Genomic DNA, 19,895 nt, shown 5'->3' with positions numbered 1-19,895 from the left:
TCGCTAAAATTTATCATATGAACAATAAATTGAACATTTTTTGTAACATTAAATAGAAATCCTACACTAATTATTTAATGGTTAAAGACATATTATTTCAAATTAAATACACTTTTTCTCAAATAAAATTCAATAGAAAAAAAGAGTTAAATCAAAGATTAAAAGAATCATTTGGAAAACTGAAAGATGATTCCTTTGACTTTGATAATATTGAAAAATACTTTAGAAAGAGAAACAATTCAAAAGCATATCAAGTATTATCAGACAAAACCTGTAACGACTTGGATTTTGATGACTTATTTATGTTTCTTGACCGAACTAATTCAAAAGTTGGTCAACAATATTTTTACAATAATCTTCGGACAATAAAAGTAAATGAAAAGCAAACCAAGCTAAACGAAGAAATAATAACTGAATTATCGAAAAATCCAGAATTAAGAATTTCGATTCAAAAAAACTTGAAAAACTAAAACATAAAGATGCGTATTACATAACTACATTATTTCAAGAAGAGCATATTAATCCACCAAAATGGTTTTTTGTTATAAAATTATTGTCGTTTACAAGTTTAGTATCATTAATTTTAGCCTTTTTCAATCCTATATTTTTCATAGTTTTATTAGGTGTCTTCTGTGTGAATTTTGTATTACATTATTGGAATAAAAATAATTTAGTTCAATATGTAAATTCAATTCCACAACTTTTTAGACTTAATAATGTTGCTTCACATTTATTTACAAATCCAATTTTAAAAAAAATAAATTCTGACTTGCCAAAGTCCATCAAATTAATAAATGAAGTTAAAAATAGAATGTCATTTTTTTCACTTGAAGCCAAACTTCAAGGAGAATTTGAAATCATAGCTTGGTTTGTTTTTGAGATTTTTAAAACAATGTTTTTGCTTGAGCCTTTATTATTATTTGGAGTTTTAAAAAGATTAAATAACAAAAGAGGCGACATAGAAAACGTTTTTAAATTTGTTGGGCATATTGATATGCTAATTTCAATAGCGTCTTTAAGAAACGGAGTTAAAACATTTTGTTTACCAATTATTAATGATGGAAATAAAATCATTGTTAAAGATATCAGTCATCCTTTACTATTTAATTGTACAACTAACAGCATTGAAATAGCTGAAAAATCAATACTTCTTACAGGTTCAAATATGTCTGGAAAAACTTCTTTTATTCGTGCAATTGGACTGAATGTAATAACTGGATTAACAATAAATACTTGTTTTGCAAAATCAATGAGTTTTCCTTTGTTAAAAGTATTTTCGGCTATTAGAATAAGTGATGATTTAATGAACGACAAAAGCTACTATTTTGAAGAAGTATTAACCATAAAGGAAATGCTTAAAGAGAGCATAAATGGAAATAAAAACTTATTCCTTTTGGATGAAATATTTAAAGGCACGAATACAGTAGAGCGAATTTCTGCTGGAAAATCCGTTTTATCTGCTTTAGCAAAGAATAATAATAAAATATTGGTTTCAACTCACGATATAGAATTAACAGATATGCTTTCAAACGAATATGAATTGTACCATTTTAGCGAAACAGTAAATGAAAAAAATGTAGGATTTGACTACAAACTAAAAGAAGGTAAATTAAAAAAAAGAAACGCAATTAGAATACTTGAAATTAATGATTACCCAAAAGAAGTTGTGAAAGAAGCAATCGAAATAGCAAAAGAATTAGATAAAACATATTTAGCAAAAAATACTACAAACTAGACCATGTATAATTAATTTCTTGGTTTTAACCAATCTACGAAAGTATGCGAGGGCTTTATATCTATCTTTATTTGCTAACTTTAGAGCTTAAAACATCTAACGAAATCATACACAACCACGTTAAACGAATTACTCAAAAAAAGATTACTTTTCAACTACCTTTACAAAAAATTTAATCAATGCAATTCACAGAGTTACCATTAAATAAATCAATCTTAAAGGCTATTGCTGAAGAACGTTTTCACAGATCAACATTAGTGCAAGAAAAAGCAATTCCTTTAATTTTAGAAAAAAAAAATATAATTGTTGCTGCACAAACAGGTACAGGAAAAACGGCTGCTTTTGCTTTGCCCATAATTCATTTGTTGTTTGATAAACAGGATACTGAAAAAAGAGAGAAAACCATAAAAGCATTGGTAATTACTCCTACTCGTGAGTTGGCAATCCAGATTTTAGAGAATATTAAAAGCTATGCAAAGTATTCCAACTTAAGAGCGACTGCTGTTTTTGGGGGCGTTTCTCTAGAACCTCAAAAAGAAGTTTTAGCTAAAGGTGTAGATATTTTAGTAGCAACTCCTGGCAGATTAATTGATTTGCATTTGCAAGGAAACATCAACCTAAATGCTGTAGAAATTTTTGTATTAGATGAAGCTGATTTAATGCTAGACATGGGTTTTATCAACGATGTAAAAAAAATTGAGCAACTTACCCCAAAGAAAAAACAAACCTTATTATTTTCTGCAACCATTCCTGATAAGATTGATGAATTAGCAAAATCCGTAGTAAAAAATGCGGTGAGAGTTGAAATCAATCCTGAAGAAACTACTGCAAAAAATATTGGTCAGTTATTGTATTATCTACCAAAAAAGAACAAAACCGATTTGTGCTTGCATTTGTTACAAAATACAATTAATGGTAAAATCATTATTTTTAGGAGAACCAAGTTTGGTGTAGATAAATTAGAGCAAACATTGCTTAAAAATGGGTATAAAGTAACAAGTATTCATGGAGATAAAAATCAGAATATTCGTAACAAAGCTATTGAAGATTTCAAGAATAAAAAAGCGACTATTTTAATTGCCACAGATGTTGCTGCTAGAGGAATTGATATTACTAATATAGATGCTGTTATCAATTTTGATATTCCTAATATCCCAGAAACGTATGTACATAGAATTGGTAGAACAGGTAGAGCAGGAAAATCTGGTATAGCTTTTTCTTTCTGTTCTCCAGACGAAAATAATTACATCAAAGATATTGAAATTCTACTCCAAAAATCGATTAGAGTTATTGATGATCATCCTTACCCAATAAACAAACCAAAGCACAAGAAGAAACAACCTAATACTATTAGCAAACATAAAAAGAGTAGAAAATCGGCTGCTTCTAAAAAGAAGAAAAAACGTTGGTATTAATATTTGTAAGTCCATATTTTTAACTAATAAATAAATATTGCTCAACTTTTCTTAAATTCACAATTATGAAAATCTTTAGAAAAATCAGGTTTGAATTCATTAAAAAAAATAGCAATAAAAAATATTTAAAATATGCTATTGGCGAAATTGTTTTGGTAGTTATCGGAATTTTAATTGCATTACAAATCAACTTATGGAACGAAGAACGTAAAAATCAAGATATTTTAATTGCCAACTTAAAGGGTGTATTACAAGAATTAAAAGCAGATTTTACTACTGTTGATGAAGTTATAGATGTGTATAAGAAAGTAAATCAAAATAGAATTAAATTTATAAATACAAAAAACTTTGAAAATTTATCTGTTGGAGATATGGAGGAAAATCTTGAGAACTTTACTAAAGAACCTAAATTAGAATATACTTATTTTAAAAAAATAGGAAATTCTGGAATTACAAATTTTGGATTATATTCTAATGTTATCGAAGATTTAATAAAGTATTATGATATAACAATACCATATCTTAATAAAACAATTGCTACTTATGATGCCCAAGTGATACGTGAAGACGAATTTTGGAGATATGAACAAAATAGCTATGAATTTAATTTATTAGATGGATTAGAATCTTATCAAACAGAAAAAAAAGCTAGAGAAGAACTCATAAAATTATTGAAATCTCCAAGAGCTAGAACCATTTTAAAAATTGACTTGAGAAGAAATTTATTTATGATTGATCTTTTGTCAAAACTTAAACCAGATTTAAAGAAAATGATTTTAGATTTAGAAAAGGTACTTGAAGAAAACTAAATATTTTAAGTCTTTTTAAGTAACTTTAGTCCATCAATTTAAAAAAATGAAAAAAAAAATCTATCTTTTCTTTTTTAAGAGAAATTTTAATAATTATAATTGGTGTATTAATTGCTCTATTTATAAGTAATTGGAATGAGAATAATAGCAACAAAGCTTATGTAGAAAAGGCAAAAGCTTTTATAAAAAAAGAAGTTATAACAAATCAAAAAGATCTAAAAAGAGTTCTTATAAGGCACGAAAACACTATAGATTCTTTGTATAAACTAAAAAAAAGAAACAATTATAGTTTAAGAGATGTTTTAGAACATGTAGAAGGGTTCCAACTTTCTGAATTAAGAAATACTGGGTTACGTTTTTTTGTTGCTAACAAAGCAGAACTTATCGATTTTGAAACTATTTCTCAACTCTCTAGTATGGATCATTTAAGTGAGTTTGTAGTGTATAAAGGAAAAATTCTGGTTGACTTTATTTATCAAAAAATGGAGAGTAAAGATTTTAAAGATAAAAATACTTTAGTTATACAGTTAGAGGAACTCGTTGAAAGTGAAGAAGCTCTTTTAGATGCTATTAACGATTATTTAAAGTTGTAATTTTTAATTTAACTAAATAAAAAGTAACTTTAAAGTTTTAAAATGTACAGTTTACTCAATTATACTTTATAAGCCTTATGCTTTGTAATAGGTTTATAAAGAATTTTAAAATATACTATTATGAAAACAACAAAAACACTTACAATTAAAAACAACAAATTACTTTTATGTGGATTATTTTTTTCGCTCTTTTTGTTATCTAACACTGCAATAGCTCAAATACAAGTAAAAGGTATTGTAAAAGGAAAAACAGAAACTGAAATTGAAGTTTTAAATGGTGCTAGTATTTACTTAAAAGGAACAAATGTTGGAACTAGCTCAAACAAAAAAGGAGAATATAACTTCCCTCAACAATTAAAAGTTGGAGATGTTTTGGTATTTACTTATTTGGGGTATTTAAAAAAATCTATTAAAATTAAAGAAAATACTTCTACTTTAAATGTTACGTTAATTGAAGATGACAACCAAATGCTAGGTGCCTTAAATACTAATAAGCGTTTTAAATCTAAAAGATTAAAAACACAATAATTGATACATTACAAAAGAGTCTTTTTGCTTTTATTAATTGCAAAAATTGGTTTTGCTCAACAATCAGATTTTAAGAATATTGATTTTAGTAAAGCCGATAATATAGCAAAAACAGTAAAAGTAAAAAGACTTTATAAATTAAATGAGTTAACATTTAAGCTCACTAAAAATTTAAATACTGATGTAGAAAAAGTAAGAGCTATTTATGTCTGGATTTGTAATAATATTGCCAACAGTTTCAGCTTATATTCCTTAAATGAAAGAAAAAGAAATCGTTTTGAAAAAGATTCTATTAAACTTCAAAATTGGAATTCGAAATTTAAAAAGAAACTATTTAAAAAACTTTTAAAAAAGAAACGAACTATTTGTACTGGTTATGCATATTTATTCAAAGAGATGTGTAATATAGCAGGTATAGAAAGTAAAATGGTTAACGGTTTTGGTAGAACAAGTTCTGTAGATTTTAGTGAGTTAACAATGCCAAATCACACTTGGAATGTTGTGAAAATAAATAATAAATGGTATGTCTGCGACCCAACTTGGTCTACAGGAATTTCTTTTCCTGAAGAAGGCAGGTTTAAATTTAACTTTAATGATGGTTACTTTTTAACGACACCAAAATTATTTTTTAAAAACCATTTTCCTTTAGAAAAACAATTTTCTTTATTAGGTAAACAAACTCCGAGCTTTTTAGATTTTACAGAGATGCCTTTGTTGTATAATGATGCATTTAAGTTGATAGAAGAACATCAACTTCCTTTAAAAATGGATCATGAAATTAAAAAAGATTCTATGGTTACCTTTCAATACAAGCTTAAAACTAACATCAATCTAAATAAAGTAAAATTTGTTTTGTTTTCGGGAGATAATGAAAGACGAATTACACCTACTAGAAAATCAATTCAAAACAATATTCTTATATTGAATTATCAATTTAAAAGAAGAGGTTTTTATGACTTTCATTTGTATTTTGATGATGAAATTATTGCTACTTATGTTTTTAGAGTAAAAAAATAGATTCCTACTTTTAATTAAAAAAATTAGTACATTTAAAGGCTAACAAAAAATATTACATCCATGAAATGGAAAGGCAGACGCAGAAGCAGTAATGTAGATGACAGAAGAGGTATGTCTTCTGGACGAAGATCTGGAGGAGGAATCAATGGTGGATTACTAAAACTATTACTTCCTTTAATTTTAAAACTCATTACAACCAAAAAAGGACTTATCATTTTGGCTATTGGTATAGGTATCATGTATTTTACAGGTACAAATCCGTTGCAATTTTTAACTGGTGGTTCTTCTACAAATCAAGTACAAAATACATCAACATACAAAGGAACAGCAGAAGAAAATGAATTGGCAGAATTTAGTGCTGTAATTTTAAAAGAAACAGAAGATGTATGGAATAGATTGCTAAAAAACTATAGAGAACCTACTTTAGTTTTATTTACAAACTCTGTAAGTTCTGCCTGTGGTTCTGCATCTAGTGCAACAGGTCCATTTTATTGTCCAGGTGATGAAAAACTGTATATCGATTTGAGTTTCTTTAAAGAAATGGAAACTAGACTAAATGCTCCTGGAGATTTTGCACAAGCCTATGTAATTGCTCACGAAGTTGGGCATCACATTCAAAATTTAATGGGTAAAACTGATGAAATGCAACGATTAAGAGGTCAAATTTCTCAAAAAGAATACAATCAACTTTCTGTACGTTTAGAATTACAGGCTGACTTTTTAGCAGGAGTTTGGGCTCATCATTCTCAAAAAATGACTCAAATTATGGAAAAAGGCGATTTACAGGAAGCTTTAAATGCTGCTAATGCAATTGGTGACGATCGTTTGCAAAAAAAATCCACAGGTAGAGTTGTCCCAGATTCTTTTACTCATGGTACGTCTGCTCAAAGAATGCGTTGGTTTAAAAAAGGTTTTGAAACTGGGGATTTATCACAAGGTGATACTTTTAGTGCAACCTCATTGTAATTTTTTTAATTAATATAATAAGAAAAGCTACTCTAAATGACGCTTCTAACTTGTCAAAATTGAGTATTGACTCTTTTATGACAGCTCATGGGCATTCATCTCCCAAAAAGATATTGAGTTTTATATTTGTCAAAATTTTAGTGTTGAAAATTATAGAAGAGAATTAGCAGATAAAAATTATCAATATTATCTCTTCGAGAACGATAATAAAGTAGTTTGCTATTCAAAAATAGTTTTTAATATAAGTTACCAAACATTATAAATCGTTATATGAAAGAGGTTTACATAACAATCATAATTTCTGTTTTTTTAAGTTGTTCTTCGTCTCAAAAAATTATTAAAAAAACAAAATGCCCAAAAATTTATAAAAATAAGTTTACAAAAATTTTAAATGAAAAATATGTAGTTGTTAATAATAATGATACAACAGCAATTAATGAGATAAGATTTGAATGCGTTTATTCTGCATTTTACACACATAAAGTGATGTACGACAAATATGGTAAATGGAATAAGGAAATTTATCCAAGTAATAGAAAACACCCAATTTTAATGTGGGAAAATATTGACTTATTCTCTAATGGAAAACATTATACAATTCTAACAAACGGTCTAGAAGAATGGAAATATATTTACGCATCTGTGATGATTTTGGACGAAAATGAGCAAGATGTTTTATCGGAACAAACAGAAGAAAAAACTAATTTAACAAATTACTTTACTGAATTGATAAAAAACCATAATTCCGAAAAGAAAGATTTTTATGAAGTTTATTGGAAAATAGTCGACCCAAAAAGATGGAAAACTATAAAAGAATAGAAAAAAATTATTAGATTTTAACTCTCAACTTTGTAAACATAATAATCAAATTAGAATTTGGCTAAAAGTTAAGATTGAAAACAAAAAAAACATTAATTTTATAAAAAAGATGGGATTCATAATTATTGGTAGTAGCAATTTTGTAATTTTAGAAAAATACCAACCCTAACCATCACATGTACTTATCTTTTTAGATTTTCTTATATTTGATAAAATCCAAATTTAAATGAAGAATTTTCTCTTTTTACTCATACTATTTTCACCAACTTTAATAGCACAAACCAATACAGAAATTCATGTTTTTGATATTGAAAAAACCGAAAAAGGGTATCATCTAGTAAATGGAAGAAACATATCCAATAATAAAGGTTATGATAGTCAACCCTATTTCTTCGACAATTCAAGAGTAATTTTTGCATCAAGCAGAAATGGAAATACGGACATTGCTTTGTATGATTTAAAACAAGAAAATCCTGAAATTTACTATATTTCTAATACAAAAAATGGTGGAGAATACTCACCACAAAGAATACCAAAATCTAGTGATGTTTCTGCTGTACGTTTAGATGATGATGGGTTACAGCGTTTTTATAAATATAATTTTAAAACAAAAAAATCAAAAGAATTATTACCTGATGTAAAAGTTGCTTACCCAGCTTGGTTTAATGAGAATATACTTGTAGCTTCTGTGATTGTAAATGATAGTTTACATTTAATAGTATCAGACTTAAAAAAAGAAACCAATACAACTGTAGCCAAAATGGTTGGGCGTTCAGTACATAAAATACCGAATACAAATCTAATCAGTTTTGTAAGTAAAGAAAATAGTAAATATTGGGTTTTAAAATCTTTGAATCCAAAAACAAAAGAAATTAAAACGATTACTTCTCTGGGTAAAACAGAAGATGTTACTTGGTTACCAAATGGTACTTTATTAATTCCTAGTAGAGCTACTATTTATCAATTCAATCCAAAAAAAGATAAAAGACCAAGGTTATTTTTTAGTTTTGATGATGAAAACATCAATAATATTTCTAGAATAACAGTAAATTCTGATGGAACTAAAATAGCAATTGTTGCAGAAGTTTCGCCCAGATATTTAGCAGAAGAACAACTTAAAGCCTATAATAATAGAGATATTGATGCTTTTTTAAAACCCTTTTCTAAAAATGTAAAAGTTTATCGATTTCCTGATAAATTAAATTACGAAGGAATTGAAAAAATGAGAGAAAATTATGCATCTTTCTTTAAAAATACGCCAGATTTGCACTGTAAAATCTTGAAAAGAATTGTATATCAAGATAAAGTAATAGACCATGAATTGGTAACTGCAAATGGCAATACATTTAAAGCTGTTGCTATTTATACAATGAAAAATGGTAAAATTGCAACAGTAACTTTTATGTAATTAGTTATGAAATTTCTACATTCAAAAAGCAGATTAGAAGCACTTTCTGATGGTGTTTTCGCTTTTGCAGCAACCTTAATGGTTGTTAATATTGGTGCTGATACCAATATTACTTCGTTTAAAGACGAACTTCCAAACTTTATAAGTTTCGCAGTTAGTTTTTTTGTGATGATGGGCATCTGGAAAGTGCATTATAATTTTTTTAGAAGAACAAACTATATTGATAATTGGATAATTGCACTAAACATGATTCTCTTATTTACTGTTTTATTTTATATTTTTCCTGTTCGTTCTTTATTAAGTACAGGTTTTGGTGGGCAAAGAATAAACATTGATGAATTTTCGAATATCTTTCAATTGTATAGTATTGGTTTTTCTTTAATTTTTTTAAGCTTTTGTTTAATGTATTTTAGAGCTTTTAAAAATGATAAAAATCTAAAATTACTATTTTATTCAAGGCACTTTTTCATATTTATAATCGTTGGAATTATATCTTTTATATTAGCTAAATTTCAGATTGGTTTACGCTATGGAGTTCCAGGTTTTGTCTATATTTTATTAGGCCCTTTGTGTTATTTTCATTCAGTTAAATTTCATAAAAAGCATAATTTAGAATATTAATTAAAACGTTTATTAAAATGTTTTTTTAAGAAAATGATTTGCAAAAAAATCATAACTCCAAAAAACAAAAAAGCGTAAACAGTAGTATTAGATATTGATACATTAAAACCATTAAAAGCAAAAACTGATGTTAATTTATCTAAAAAAGAAAAGTCTACTTTATCTAAAATTGTAATTTCTTTATTTGATGTTTTAAAGGGAATAAAAAATAAAGCTACAATTACTATAAATAATATATACCAAACTTTTTTAGAAATTAGAGGTTCGACTTTTGTAGAAGCTGTAATTTTTATAGCTTCAATTTTGTCCATTAAAGAAACTGTAAAATCTACTGATGGTTTTTCTTGCTTTATTTCTTTTACATACTTTTTTGCAAAGGCATCTAATTCTTTAATATGTTTATTTTCTCCCATAATTTTCTATCATTTCTAGTTCAACATTTTTTTCGACTATAGTCAATAGTTTTTTTCTAGCTCTGTGCAATTTTACTTTTAAATTGGCTTGTGATAACCCTGTAACTTCAATAATTTCTTTTAAAGATAATTCGTCATAATAAAACATCCAAATTATAGAACGTTCTTCATCTGGTAATTTTTGCAAACAGTTCTCCATCACTTTTGCTCTTTCTTTTCTTTCAATACCTTCTAAAATATACTCTACAGATTTTATTTGATTAAAAGTTACCTCATTAATTTCGAAAGTATTTTGTTCTTTTTTATTTTTTTTTATAGCATCTAAACTTGTATGATAGGCTATTCTATACAACCAAGTAGAAAATTTAGAATCACCTTTAAATTTCTGCAGGTTTTTATATGCTTTTATAAATGTATCTTGGCTAATTTCTTCAGCTTCTTCTTTACTCTTTGTCATTTTAAATGCTAAACTAAATACCATATTTTTATAATTATCAACAAGAAATGTAAAAGCGTTTATATCGCCTTTCATAACTTTTTTAATGTAATATTGGTCGTTAGTTGTAGTCATTTTATGTTTTGACTGTTTATTATACTAATAGGTTACACGTATTTAGAAAAATAATTATATCAAAAATATTCTGTAACCTTTTTTTGAATGTTATCGTCAAAGCTACAAACACAATAAAATTAATCATTTTTAAAACTTTAAATCACAAATTATGGAAGAAATAGCTGTATTAATTGTAATCTTTGGAACCTTTTTTGGAATAGTTTACCTATTCTTTTCTACTAGAAATAAAGAAAGAATGGCACTTATAGAAAAAGGTGCTGATGCTAGTATATTTATGAAAGGGCAACCAAAAAATGCTGCTCCTTTTTGGAAAGTAATTATCCTAAATCTATCACTTTTATTAATGGGGATAGGATTAGGTGTATTTTTTGCCTTAATTTTAGATACATATTCAGGTTTAGATAGTGATGCTGTATATCCTGCAATGATATTCTTTATGGCTGGAGTTGGTTTATTTGTAGGCTTTAACTTAACTAAAAAGTTAGATAGATAGTTTTTTTAGCTTGATACATCAATAATGGTATAAAAAGGGCAGTAAATTTTATTTACTTCCCTTTTTTTATGATAAAGGTTTGTTAAAATTTTAACATTTTTACATTCATTAGTATTCTTATCATTAATTTTAATGCCATAAAATTCAAATCAAATCAGATGAAAAAAATCTCTTTATTAGTATTTTCTTTATTCTTTATTACTACAGCAACTATAGCTCAAGAAAAAAAAGAAAAAAAGAAAACACAACAAGGACACACAGATCAAAACAAATTCAGGCAAATGAAAGATGTTTTGGCAACTCCAAATGATCAACACACAGCTTCAGGTGCTCCTGGACATCAATACACACAACAAAAGGTGGATTATGTTATGGAATTACGTTTAGATGAAGCTAACAATAAATTATATGGTGATGAAAAAATCACCTATCATAACAACTCTAAAGATAAATTAGAATACTTATGGGTTCAATTAGACCAAAATATGAGAGCAGATGATTCTAAAACTCCATTAGCAAGAGCTGGTGCTGCTGCTGCTTGGGCTACACCTAATAATTTTAAGAGTACTTACATGAAAGAAAGTAAGGGCTTTGGTTTTAATATAGAAAAAGTTGAAACAGATGGCAAGCCTTTATCACATTTTATAAACAGAACTATGATGCGTATTAATTTACCAAAACCACTAGCATCTGGAGAAACGTTTAAGTTTAGAATTAAATGGAATTATAAAATCAATAATTCAGTAAAAGATGGTGGACGTTCTGGTTTTGAAGATTTTCCTGATGGAAACAACAACTATACTATTGCTCAATTTTTTCCAAGATTAGCTGTATACAATAATGTTGAAGGATGGCAAAACATGCAATTTTGGGGACGTAGCGAATTTGCTTTAGAATTCGGAGATTATGATGTAAAAATCACAGTTCCTGCTGATCATATTATGGAAGCTTCTGGTCAACTTCAAAATGAAAAAGAAGTATTGACTAAAAAACAACGTAAACGTTATGCAGAAGCTATGAAGTCTTTTAAAGACCCTGTTATGATTGTTACTCAAGAAGAAGCAGAGAAAAATGAAAAAGGTAGAAGCACCAAAATGAAAACTTGGCACTTTAAAGCAGATAGAGTTCGTGATTTTGCCTTTGCAACTTCAAGAAAATATATCTGGGATGCTATGGCTGTAAACATTAATGGAAATACAGTAATGGCTACATCTTTATACCCAAAAGAAGGAAACCCTTTATGGGAAGAACATTCTACAAGAGTTGTTGCAAATACTTTAGAAGAATACTCTAAATTAACGTTCGATTATCCTTATCCAAAAGCTGTTTCAGTACATGCAAAAAATCAAGGTATGGAGTATCCAATGATATGCTTCAATTACGGACGTCCTAAACCAGATGGAACATATTCTGATAGAGTAAAAAATGGAATGATTGGTGTAATTACTCACGAAGTTGGGCATAATTTTTTCCCAATGATTGTAAATTCTGATGAAAGACAATGGACTTGGATGGATGAAGGTTTAAACTCTTTTGTAGAAATCCTTGCTGAATTAGATTATGATCCAAACTTTAATACAGGTAATTTACCAAAAAATATCGTACGTTATATGGGTGGTGATCAATCTAACTTGTCTCCAATAATGTCTCAAGGTGATTATGTTAAACAATTTGGACCTAATGCTTATACTAAACCAGCTGCTGGTTTATATATGTTGCGTCAAACAATAATGGGACCAGAATTATTTGATCACGCTTTTAGAACATACTCAAAAAGATGGATGTTTAAGCACCCTACTCCAGCAGATTTCTTTAGATCTATGGAAGATGCATCTGGTATGGATTTAGATTGGTTCTGGAGAGGATGGTTCTACACTACTGATGTTACAGATATTGGCATTAAGCAAGTAAAGCCTCTATACTTAACAGACAAGCCAAGTGAAAGAGTTAAAAAATTACAAGAACAATACAAACAATATTTTGACAATCTTGGAGATTTAGTATATGTAACTGATAAAAAAGAAGATGCAAATGCTAAAGCAATGGATAAATATGCTGATGGTAAAGAAGTACCTTCATACATTTATTCTGTTGAATTTGAAAAACCAGGAGGTTTGGTAATGCCAATTATTGTAGAGTTAACCTATGCAGATGGTACTACAGAAAGACAAACTTTCCCTGCTCAAATTTGGATGAAAAATGACAAAACTGTTAAAAGAGTTTTCGCATCTACGCAAGAAATTAAGAGTATTAAAGTTGACCCAGATTTAGAAACTGCTGATGTAGATACATCTAACAATAGTTGGCCAAAACCAAAGGCAGATAAATTTGATGAATTTAAAAATAAAGTAAAAGGATAATATACCTATTTCATTATTTGAACATTAAACCTCGTATTAAATTACGAGGTTTTTTATTTTCCCCGAAAATAGAAAACACTACTTCCCTCCTTTTAGATGCTCTTCAATATCAGCTATATGATGTTGTAAAGCTTGAGTAGAAATTTGAATTTCTTTTATTAAAAGTGCTAAAGAAATCAATAATAAAACCAGACCAAGACCAAAGGCCCAAATTGCAATTGTGTGATAATCTATATAAATTAAAAACATCGTTAAAACACAAAACAACAAACTTGTAATTCCAAAAATTTGCATCCACTTGGTTAAATATAAACGTTGTTTCAAATTCTGAATTTGACGTAATAAAACATCATCTTTTTCTTTTAAAAATTTATCATGCAAACTTCTAATAACAGAAGCATATGCTAAAAATCTATTGGTGTAAGCCAGCATTATTAATGAAATTGCAGAAAATAATAAAGCAGGTGTAGTAAGCGTTAGTTGTTCCATAGAAATATCAAATTTATAAAGAATTCTTATATGCATCCATATTTATATGGATTGTATTAAAAGAAATTTAAGTTCCTAACTAATTTTGTAAATAAAACGATGTTAGAAACTATACGCAAAATAGGAATTATCACAAAAGGAATTATTTACACACTAGTTGGTCTTTTAACACTTTTAGCATCATTAAATTTAGGAGGAAAGATTTCAGGAAAAGATGGAGTAATCAACTTTTTAGAAGAACAAAATTTCGGACAAGTAATTGTATTAGCTCTAGGAGTTGGATTAATAATGTATGCTTTGTGGAAAATGTACGCTGCTTTTTGGGATGGGAAAAATGAAGGCTCAAGCAAAAAAGGAATTCTAATAAGAATCGGATATTTTATCAGCGGACTAATTTATGGAGCACTAGCAAGTTCAGTTTTATTTAGTTCTGTGAGTTCAACATCAGGAAACACAAGAACAGAAGCTGTAAAAACTTTATTACAGCAAGATTCGGGAGTACTTGCTCTTTATTTGATAGGTATTATTTTATTTTTTGTAGGAATTTATCAATTTTACAAAGGCTATAGTGGTAAATTTTTAGAGGATATTGAAAATGTTAGAAATATAGAATCCAAAGATATTTTAAAAAAATCTGGAAAATATGGACATATGGCAAGAGGAGTTTCTTTTACACTGTTTGCTTTTTTTGTTTTTGTAGCCGCAAGTCAAAAAAATGCTCAAGCTATTAAAGGTTTGAAAGATATGTTTAACTTTTTACAAAATTTCTCTTGGGGAAATATATTGATGGGGATTATGGCACTAGGTTTTGTATTCTATGGTCTTTATCAATATTTTTTAGCCAAATATAGTTCCTTATATTAAAATGAAATCCATTATTTTTGTGTTTATGAAATATAAATTTCTTTTTCTTTTATTATCATTTTTGGTTCAAGTTCAATCTCAAGAATTAGTAAAAGGTTTTGTGTATTTGGCTGATGTTGATAGCTCTATAAAATCAGAGCTTCGTTATTTTTCTAATCAAAATTTTATAGGCAAACCTATTGATGGTTATAAAAATAACTGTGTTATTGTGACTAAAGAAACTGCAAAAGTGCTAAAAATCATTCAAAAAAAGTTATTGAAAGAAGGCTTAAGTCTTAAAATTTTTGATGCTTATAGACCTCAACAAGCTGTTGACCACTTTGTAAAATGGGCAAAAGAGTTGAATGATACTTTAATGAAAAAAGAATTTTATCCGAAAGTGCCAAAATCAGAATTATTTAAAAGAGGCTACATTGCTTCAAAATCTGGGCATACAAGAGGTAGCACTGTTGACTTAACTATTGTTAATATTAAAACAGGAAAAGAATTAGACATGGGTAGCCCTTATGATTTTTTTGGTGCTAAATCTCATCCTTTTTACAGAAAAATTACAGAGAAACAAAAAGAAAACAGAATGCTATTAAGAAGAATAATGTTGAAAAACGGGTTTAACCCTTATGATAACGAATGGTGGCATTTTACGTTAAAAAATGAACCTTTCCCGAAAACATATTTCAATTTTCCTGTGCAATAGTAATTTTAACAAATTGTTTACGACTCCACTCAAAATCGGCATTATATTTGTTATATGTTGCTTTAATTATTATCTATGAAAAAATATACCATCTTCATTATTATGCTTTGTTTAGTTTCTAGTTCGCTATTTAGTCAACTTGATACTAATAAAGGTTCAAAAGAAAAAGGTAAAACAAAAGCAATTGTTTTAAAAAATTCTAAAGAAGTTAAAAAGCCTAAATCTATTGAGTTAAATGGTAATCAAGGTTTTCAAAAAGCATATGAAAAAGAAAAGCAAAAACTTAAGAAAAAACAGAACGATTTAAGTCAAAAAGGTATTCTATCTAAAGCTAAATTGAGTGAACAACGCTTTTTAAAAAATTTTAAAAAAATTAACGGGCGTTATGTTTATCCAAAAATAGATCAAGATTTAGGAAGTTTTAGAAGTAACTCTAAAAGTGTGAACATTATTTGTAGAGATTATCAATACCCTGATGGAGATAGAGTTACTATTTATGTAAACGATATTCCTGTTATTCACAATATTACTTTACGTCAAAATTATCAAAAATTTAATATTCCATTACAAGTAGGCATCAATAAAATTGCAATAAAAGCTTTAAATCAAGGTACTTCAGGGCCAAATACAGCTGCTTTTAAAGTTTTTAATGATGCAGGTATGTTAATTTCTTCAAATGAATGGAATTTAGCAACAGATGCTAAAGCCACTATTATCATATCAAAAGATAAATAAATTTCATTCGAAAACGTTTGCGATAAAATTTAAAAAATCTAGTTTTTTTATTCTTTATAAAACCGTTATTTTTGTATTTCGGTTATATAGCTAGTTATATAATTTACAAAACAAACAACAAGAATTAAGAATGAAAAAAATCACCAAACAAACCTATTTAGATTGGTACAAAAACATGCTTTTTTGGCGTAAGTTCGAAGACAAATTAGCCTCTGTTTACATTCAGCAAAAAGTTAGAGGTTTCTTACACTTATACAATGGTCAAGAAGCTATATTAGCTGGTGCTTTACACGCTATGGACTTATCTAAAGATAAAATGATAACTGCCTACAGAAACCACGTACAGCCAATTGGTATGGGAGAAGACCCCAAAAAAGTAATGGCAGAGCTATTTGGTAAAGTTACAGGTACCTCAAAAGGTATGGGTGGCTCTATGCATATTTTCTCTAAAGAATTTGGTTTTTATGGTGGTCATGGTATTGTTGGTGGCCAAATCCCTTTAGGAGCTGGCATTGCATTTGGTGATAAATATAAAGGCAGTGATGCTGTTACTTTAACTTGTTTTGGTGATGGTGCTGCTAGACAAGGTTCTTTACACGAAGCTTTTAATTTAGCAATGTTATGGAAACTACCTGTAATCTTTATTTGTGAAAATAATGGATATGCTATGGGTACTTCTGTAGAAAGAACTGCAAATCATACAGATATTTGGAAACTAGGTTTAGGTTACGAAATGCCATGTGGACCAGTTGATGCTATGAATCCTATTAAAGTTGCAGAAGCTGTAGATGAAGCAATACAAAGAGCAAGACGTGGAGATGGACCTACATTTTTAGAAATGAAAACCTACAGATACAGAGGTCATTCAATGTCTGATGCTCAACATTATAGAACGAAAGATGAAGTTGAAGATTATAAGAAAATAGATCCAATAACTCAAGTGAAAGATATTATTCTTGAAAAGAGTTATGCTACAGAAGATGAAATTTCTGCAATTGATAAAGAAGTGAAAGCAATGGTTAAAGAATGTGAAAAATTCGCTGAAGAATCTCCTTTCCCAGAAACACAGCAGTTGTATGATATGGTTTATGAACAAGAAGATTATCCTTTTATAAGTTAAAATATGGCTACAGTTGTAAATATGCCAAGATTAAGTGACACCATGGAAGAAGGTGTTGTGGCAAAATGGTTAGTAAATGTTGGAGATAAAATCGAGGAAGGCGATATTTTAGCTGAAATTGAAACAGATAAAGCTACCATGGAATTTGAATCTTTTCATGAAGGCACTTTATTACACATTGGTGTACAAGAAGGTGAGACTTCTCCTGTAGATCAATTATTGGCAATTATTGGTAATGAAGGTGAAGATATTTCTGCTCTTTTAAGTGGTAAAACCACTGAAACCACAGAAACAAAGGAAGAATCTAAAGAGGATGAAAAACCATCTAATCAAGAAAGTTCAAGTTCATCTGACACAGTTGCAGTTCCTGATGGAGTTCAAGTAATTACCATGCCTCGTTTAAGCGATACTATGACAGATGGTACAGTAGCTTCTTGGTTAAAATCTGTTGGTGATGCTGTAGAAGAAGGCGATATTTTAGCTGAAATTGAAACGGATAAAGCAACAATGGAGTTTGAATCTTTCTATGAAGGTACTTTGTTGCATATTGGTGTGAATGAAGGTGATACAGCTCCTGTTGATAGTTTATTAGCAATCATTGGTCCAGAAGGTACTAATGTTGATGCTATTGTTGCGAATGGAGCTGCTGTTGAAAATGTAGCATCAGAAAAAAAATCCGAACCAAAAGAAGAAAAAGAAGAAGTTTCTCATGAAAAAACTTCAACTTCTTCAGAAAATTCCACAAATAATTCAGGTGGGCGTATTTTTGCATCACCTTTAGCAAAGAAAATTGCAGCTGATAAAGGTTATAGTTTGGCTGACATCTCTGGCTCTGGAGAAAATGGTAGAATCATAAAAAAAGATGTTGAAAACTTTACCCCATCTGCAAAAACTGTTGAAACTCCAAAAGCAGATACTACATCTAGTCAACAAGTAGCTTTCGTAGCTTCAGGTGAGGAAAAATCTGAAGAGGTAAAGAATTCTCAAATGCGTAAAGCAATTGCAAAATCTTTAGGAAATTCTAAATTTTCTGCTCCAGATTTCAGTTTAAATATTGAAGTTGATATGGATAATGCAATAGCTTCTAGAAAAACAATCAACTCCATTCCAGATACAAAAGTATCTTTTAATGATATGGTTGTAAAAGCATGTGCTATGGCACTACAAAAACATCCGCAAGTAAATACTTCTTGGTCAGATAACAATACCATATATCATAGTCATATTCATGTAGGCGTTGCTGTTGCTGTGGATGATGGTTTATTAGTGCCTGTTATAAAGCATACAAATACGTTGAGCTTAACTCAAATTGGTGCAGGTGTTCGAGATTTAGCTGGTAAAGCAAGAAATAAGAAAATTTCTCCTGCAGAAATGCAAGGTAGTACATTTACTGTTTCTAATTTAGGAATGTTTGGTATCGATAATTTTACATCTATTATAAACCAACCTAATTCAGCAATTTTATCTGTTGGTGCTATTGTTGAAAAACCTGTTGTGAAAAATGGACAGATAGCTGTAGGGAATACTATGAAATTGACATTAACATGTGATCACAGAACTGTAGATGGTGCAGTTGGAGCTCAATTTTTGCAAACATTAAAAACATTTATTGAAAACCCTGTTACAATGTTAGCATAATTTTTCTATAATTAAATGATATTAAAATCCTAAACTATAGTGTTTAGGATTTTTGTATTTACAGGATATTTTTCTGAATTTGTATTACTCTCTAAAATTTGAATAAATTATCTTTAGTGTGTAACAATAATTAAATGTTTATATATCTTCCTTTATTTATAGATATGAACAATAAAAATTTATATAACAAGTTGTAAAACATTCACCAAAAACTCTAGGTACATTGAATTTCATTTCTGAACTAAATGAAAAAAAATTACTGAAAATAAAAACACATCTGAAATCTTTAGCTAATCTCTGAATTACCACCTGAAATCGGAATTGTAAAAGAAATTGAGCAGACAAATGGAAAAGAATTTGCGAAAAAGATTCGAGATTTAAAATTAGAGTCTTTTGCAAAGTTATCAGAGATAGATGCTGAATACTATTTTTCGAGAATTGAAAAAATTGACATAGGAAAACCAATAGGAACACATTTTATGGAAAAAAAGGAATTGGATGAACAAAATTTGATTTAAGAATACATAAAATAATATTCTATGTGCAATAAAACTATGGCTAATAACTTGTATATTCAATTGTTTGCTTTTTATCCACTTTTTTA

At 28.5% G+C, this 19,895-nt stretch carries 22 protein-coding genes; 19 read left to right on the top strand and 3 right to left on the bottom strand.

The features are described from left to right. The first annotated feature begins 77 nt into the window (after positions 1–77). The 11 genes from BTO18_RS17925 to BTO18_RS02530 all read left to right on the top strand — a co-directional run bounded on the left by BTO18_RS17925 (position 78) and on the right by BTO18_RS02530 (position 9,911). Positions 78–470 carry a hypothetical protein gene (locus BTO18_RS17925; RefSeq protein WP_226789142.1) on the top strand — a complete coding sequence of 131 codons (393 nt, stop codon included), beginning with the start codon at positions 78–80 and terminating at the stop codon, positions 468–470. 164 nt (positions 471–634) lie between these two features. Beyond that, on the top strand, positions 635–1,735 hold the full coding sequence (locus BTO18_RS02575) for a MutS-related protein (RefSeq protein WP_226789141.1): 1,101 nt from the start codon (positions 635–637) through the stop codon (positions 1,733–1,735). Between the two features lie 179 nt (positions 1,736–1,914). Then, on the top strand, positions 1,915–3,150 hold the full coding sequence (locus tag BTO18_RS02570; protein WP_105014723.1) for a DEAD/DEAH box helicase: 1,236 nt from the start codon (positions 1,915–1,917) through the stop codon (positions 3,148–3,150). A 65-nt stretch (positions 3,151–3,215) separates the two neighbouring features. Beyond that, complete coding sequence (locus BTO18_RS02565) at positions 3,216–3,959, top strand: DUF6090 family protein (protein WP_105014722.1); 744 nt, start codon at positions 3,216–3,218, stop codon at positions 3,957–3,959. Positions 3,960–4,216: 257 nt separating this feature from the next. Then, a complete protein-coding gene (locus BTO18_RS02560) occupies positions 4,217–4,552 on the top strand; it encodes a hypothetical protein (protein ID WP_105014721.1) in 336 nt (111 codons plus the stop codon). A 120-nt stretch (positions 4,553–4,672) separates the two neighbouring features. Next, positions 4,673–5,080, top strand: coding sequence for a carboxypeptidase-like regulatory domain-containing protein (locus tag BTO18_RS02555; RefSeq protein WP_105014720.1), 408 nt, complete (start codon positions 4,673–4,675; stop codon positions 5,078–5,080). Next, the gene (locus BTO18_RS02550) at positions 5,081–6,097 is read left to right on the top strand and encodes a transglutaminase domain-containing protein (protein WP_226789140.1); all 1,017 of its coding nucleotides are present in this window, start codon (positions 5,081–5,083) and stop codon (positions 6,095–6,097) included. Between the two features lie 60 nt (positions 6,098–6,157). Further along, a complete protein-coding gene (gene ypfJ, locus BTO18_RS02545; RefSeq protein ID WP_105014719.1) occupies positions 6,158–7,063 on the top strand; it encodes a KPN_02809 family neutral zinc metallopeptidase in 906 nt (301 codons plus the stop codon). 270 nt (positions 7,064–7,333) lie between these two features. Then, entirely contained in the window at positions 7,334–7,882 is a 549-nt protein-coding gene (locus BTO18_RS02540; protein WP_105014718.1) for a hypothetical protein, read from the top strand. Between the two features lie 226 nt (positions 7,883–8,108). Next, positions 8,109–9,290: a nuclear transport factor 2 family protein gene (locus BTO18_RS17795; RefSeq protein WP_211295559.1), complete on the top strand. Its 1,182-nt coding sequence runs from the start codon at positions 8,109–8,111 to the stop codon at positions 9,288–9,290. Between the two features lie 6 nt (positions 9,291–9,296). Then, positions 9,297–9,911: a TMEM175 family protein gene (locus BTO18_RS02530; protein WP_105014717.1), complete on the top strand. Its 615-nt coding sequence runs from the start codon at positions 9,297–9,299 to the stop codon at positions 9,909–9,911. Here BTO18_RS02530 and BTO18_RS02525 read toward each other — a convergent pair. Beyond that, positions 9,908–10,324 (bottom strand): hypothetical protein, encoded by a 417-nt coding sequence (locus tag BTO18_RS02525; protein WP_105014716.1) that lies wholly within the window; start codon positions 10,322–10,324, stop codon positions 9,908–9,910. The genes BTO18_RS02530 and BTO18_RS02525 overlap by 4 nt on opposite strands. Continuing rightward, on the bottom strand, positions 10,311–10,895 hold the full coding sequence (locus BTO18_RS02520; RefSeq protein ID WP_105014715.1) for an RNA polymerase sigma factor: 585 nt from the start codon (positions 10,893–10,895) through the stop codon (positions 10,311–10,313). The genes BTO18_RS02525 and BTO18_RS02520 overlap by 14 nt, the downstream gene beginning before the upstream one ends. A gap of 151 nt (positions 10,896–11,046) precedes the next feature. Between BTO18_RS02520 and BTO18_RS02515 the strand changes: the two genes are divergently transcribed. Continuing rightward, on the top strand, positions 11,047–11,391 hold the full coding sequence (locus BTO18_RS02515; protein ID WP_262904437.1) for a DUF6249 domain-containing protein: 345 nt from the start codon (positions 11,047–11,049) through the stop codon (positions 11,389–11,391). A 158-nt stretch (positions 11,392–11,549) separates the two neighbouring features. Further along, complete coding sequence (locus BTO18_RS02510) at positions 11,550–13,751, top strand: M1 family metallopeptidase (RefSeq protein WP_105014713.1); 2,202 nt, start codon at positions 11,550–11,552, stop codon at positions 13,749–13,751. 78 nt (positions 13,752–13,829) lie between these two features. Here BTO18_RS02510 and BTO18_RS02505 read toward each other — a convergent pair whose 3' ends face one another. After that, positions 13,830–14,240, bottom strand: coding sequence for a DUF2721 domain-containing protein (locus tag BTO18_RS02505; protein WP_105017475.1), 411 nt, complete (start codon positions 14,238–14,240; stop codon positions 13,830–13,832). A gap of 99 nt (positions 14,241–14,339) precedes the next feature. On the opposite strand from BTO18_RS02505, the gene BTO18_RS02500 reads away from it, so the two are divergent. The 6 genes from BTO18_RS02500 (at position 14,340) to BTO18_RS18235 (ending at position 19,809) form a co-directional block, all read left to right on the top strand. Continuing rightward, positions 14,340–15,104, top strand: coding sequence for a DUF1206 domain-containing protein (locus BTO18_RS02500; RefSeq protein WP_105014712.1), 765 nt, complete (start codon positions 14,340–14,342; stop codon positions 15,102–15,104). A gap of 25 nt (positions 15,105–15,129) precedes the next feature. After that, positions 15,130–15,798: a M15 family metallopeptidase gene (locus BTO18_RS02495; RefSeq protein WP_105017474.1), complete on the top strand. Its 669-nt coding sequence runs from the start codon at positions 15,130–15,132 to the stop codon at positions 15,796–15,798. A 75-nt stretch (positions 15,799–15,873) separates the two neighbouring features. Next, positions 15,874–16,533, top strand: coding sequence for a hypothetical protein (locus BTO18_RS02490; protein ID WP_105014711.1), 660 nt, complete (start codon positions 15,874–15,876; stop codon positions 16,531–16,533). A gap of 130 nt (positions 16,534–16,663) precedes the next feature. Continuing rightward, a complete protein-coding gene (gene pdhA, locus BTO18_RS02485; RefSeq protein ID WP_105014710.1) occupies positions 16,664–17,653 on the top strand; it encodes a pyruvate dehydrogenase (acetyl-transferring) E1 component subunit alpha in 990 nt (329 codons plus the stop codon). A 3-nt stretch (positions 17,654–17,656) separates the two neighbouring features. Further along, complete coding sequence (locus tag BTO18_RS02480; RefSeq protein ID WP_105014709.1) at positions 17,657–19,291, top strand: dihydrolipoyl dehydrogenase family protein; 1,635 nt, start codon at positions 17,657–17,659, stop codon at positions 19,289–19,291. A 293-nt stretch (positions 19,292–19,584) separates the two neighbouring features. Beyond that, positions 19,585–19,809, top strand: a complete 225-nt coding sequence (locus tag BTO18_RS18235; RefSeq protein ID WP_496559574.1) for a hypothetical protein — start codon at positions 19,585–19,587, stop codon at positions 19,807–19,809. Positions 19,810–19,895: the final 86 nt, after the last annotated feature.

The sequence above is a fragment of the Polaribacter porphyrae genome, assembly GCF_002954685.1.
GTDB classification, from domain to species: Bacteria; Bacteroidota; Bacteroidia; order Flavobacteriales; family Flavobacteriaceae; genus Polaribacter; species Polaribacter porphyrae.
This window is presented reverse-complemented; position numbering and strand designations above follow the sequence as displayed.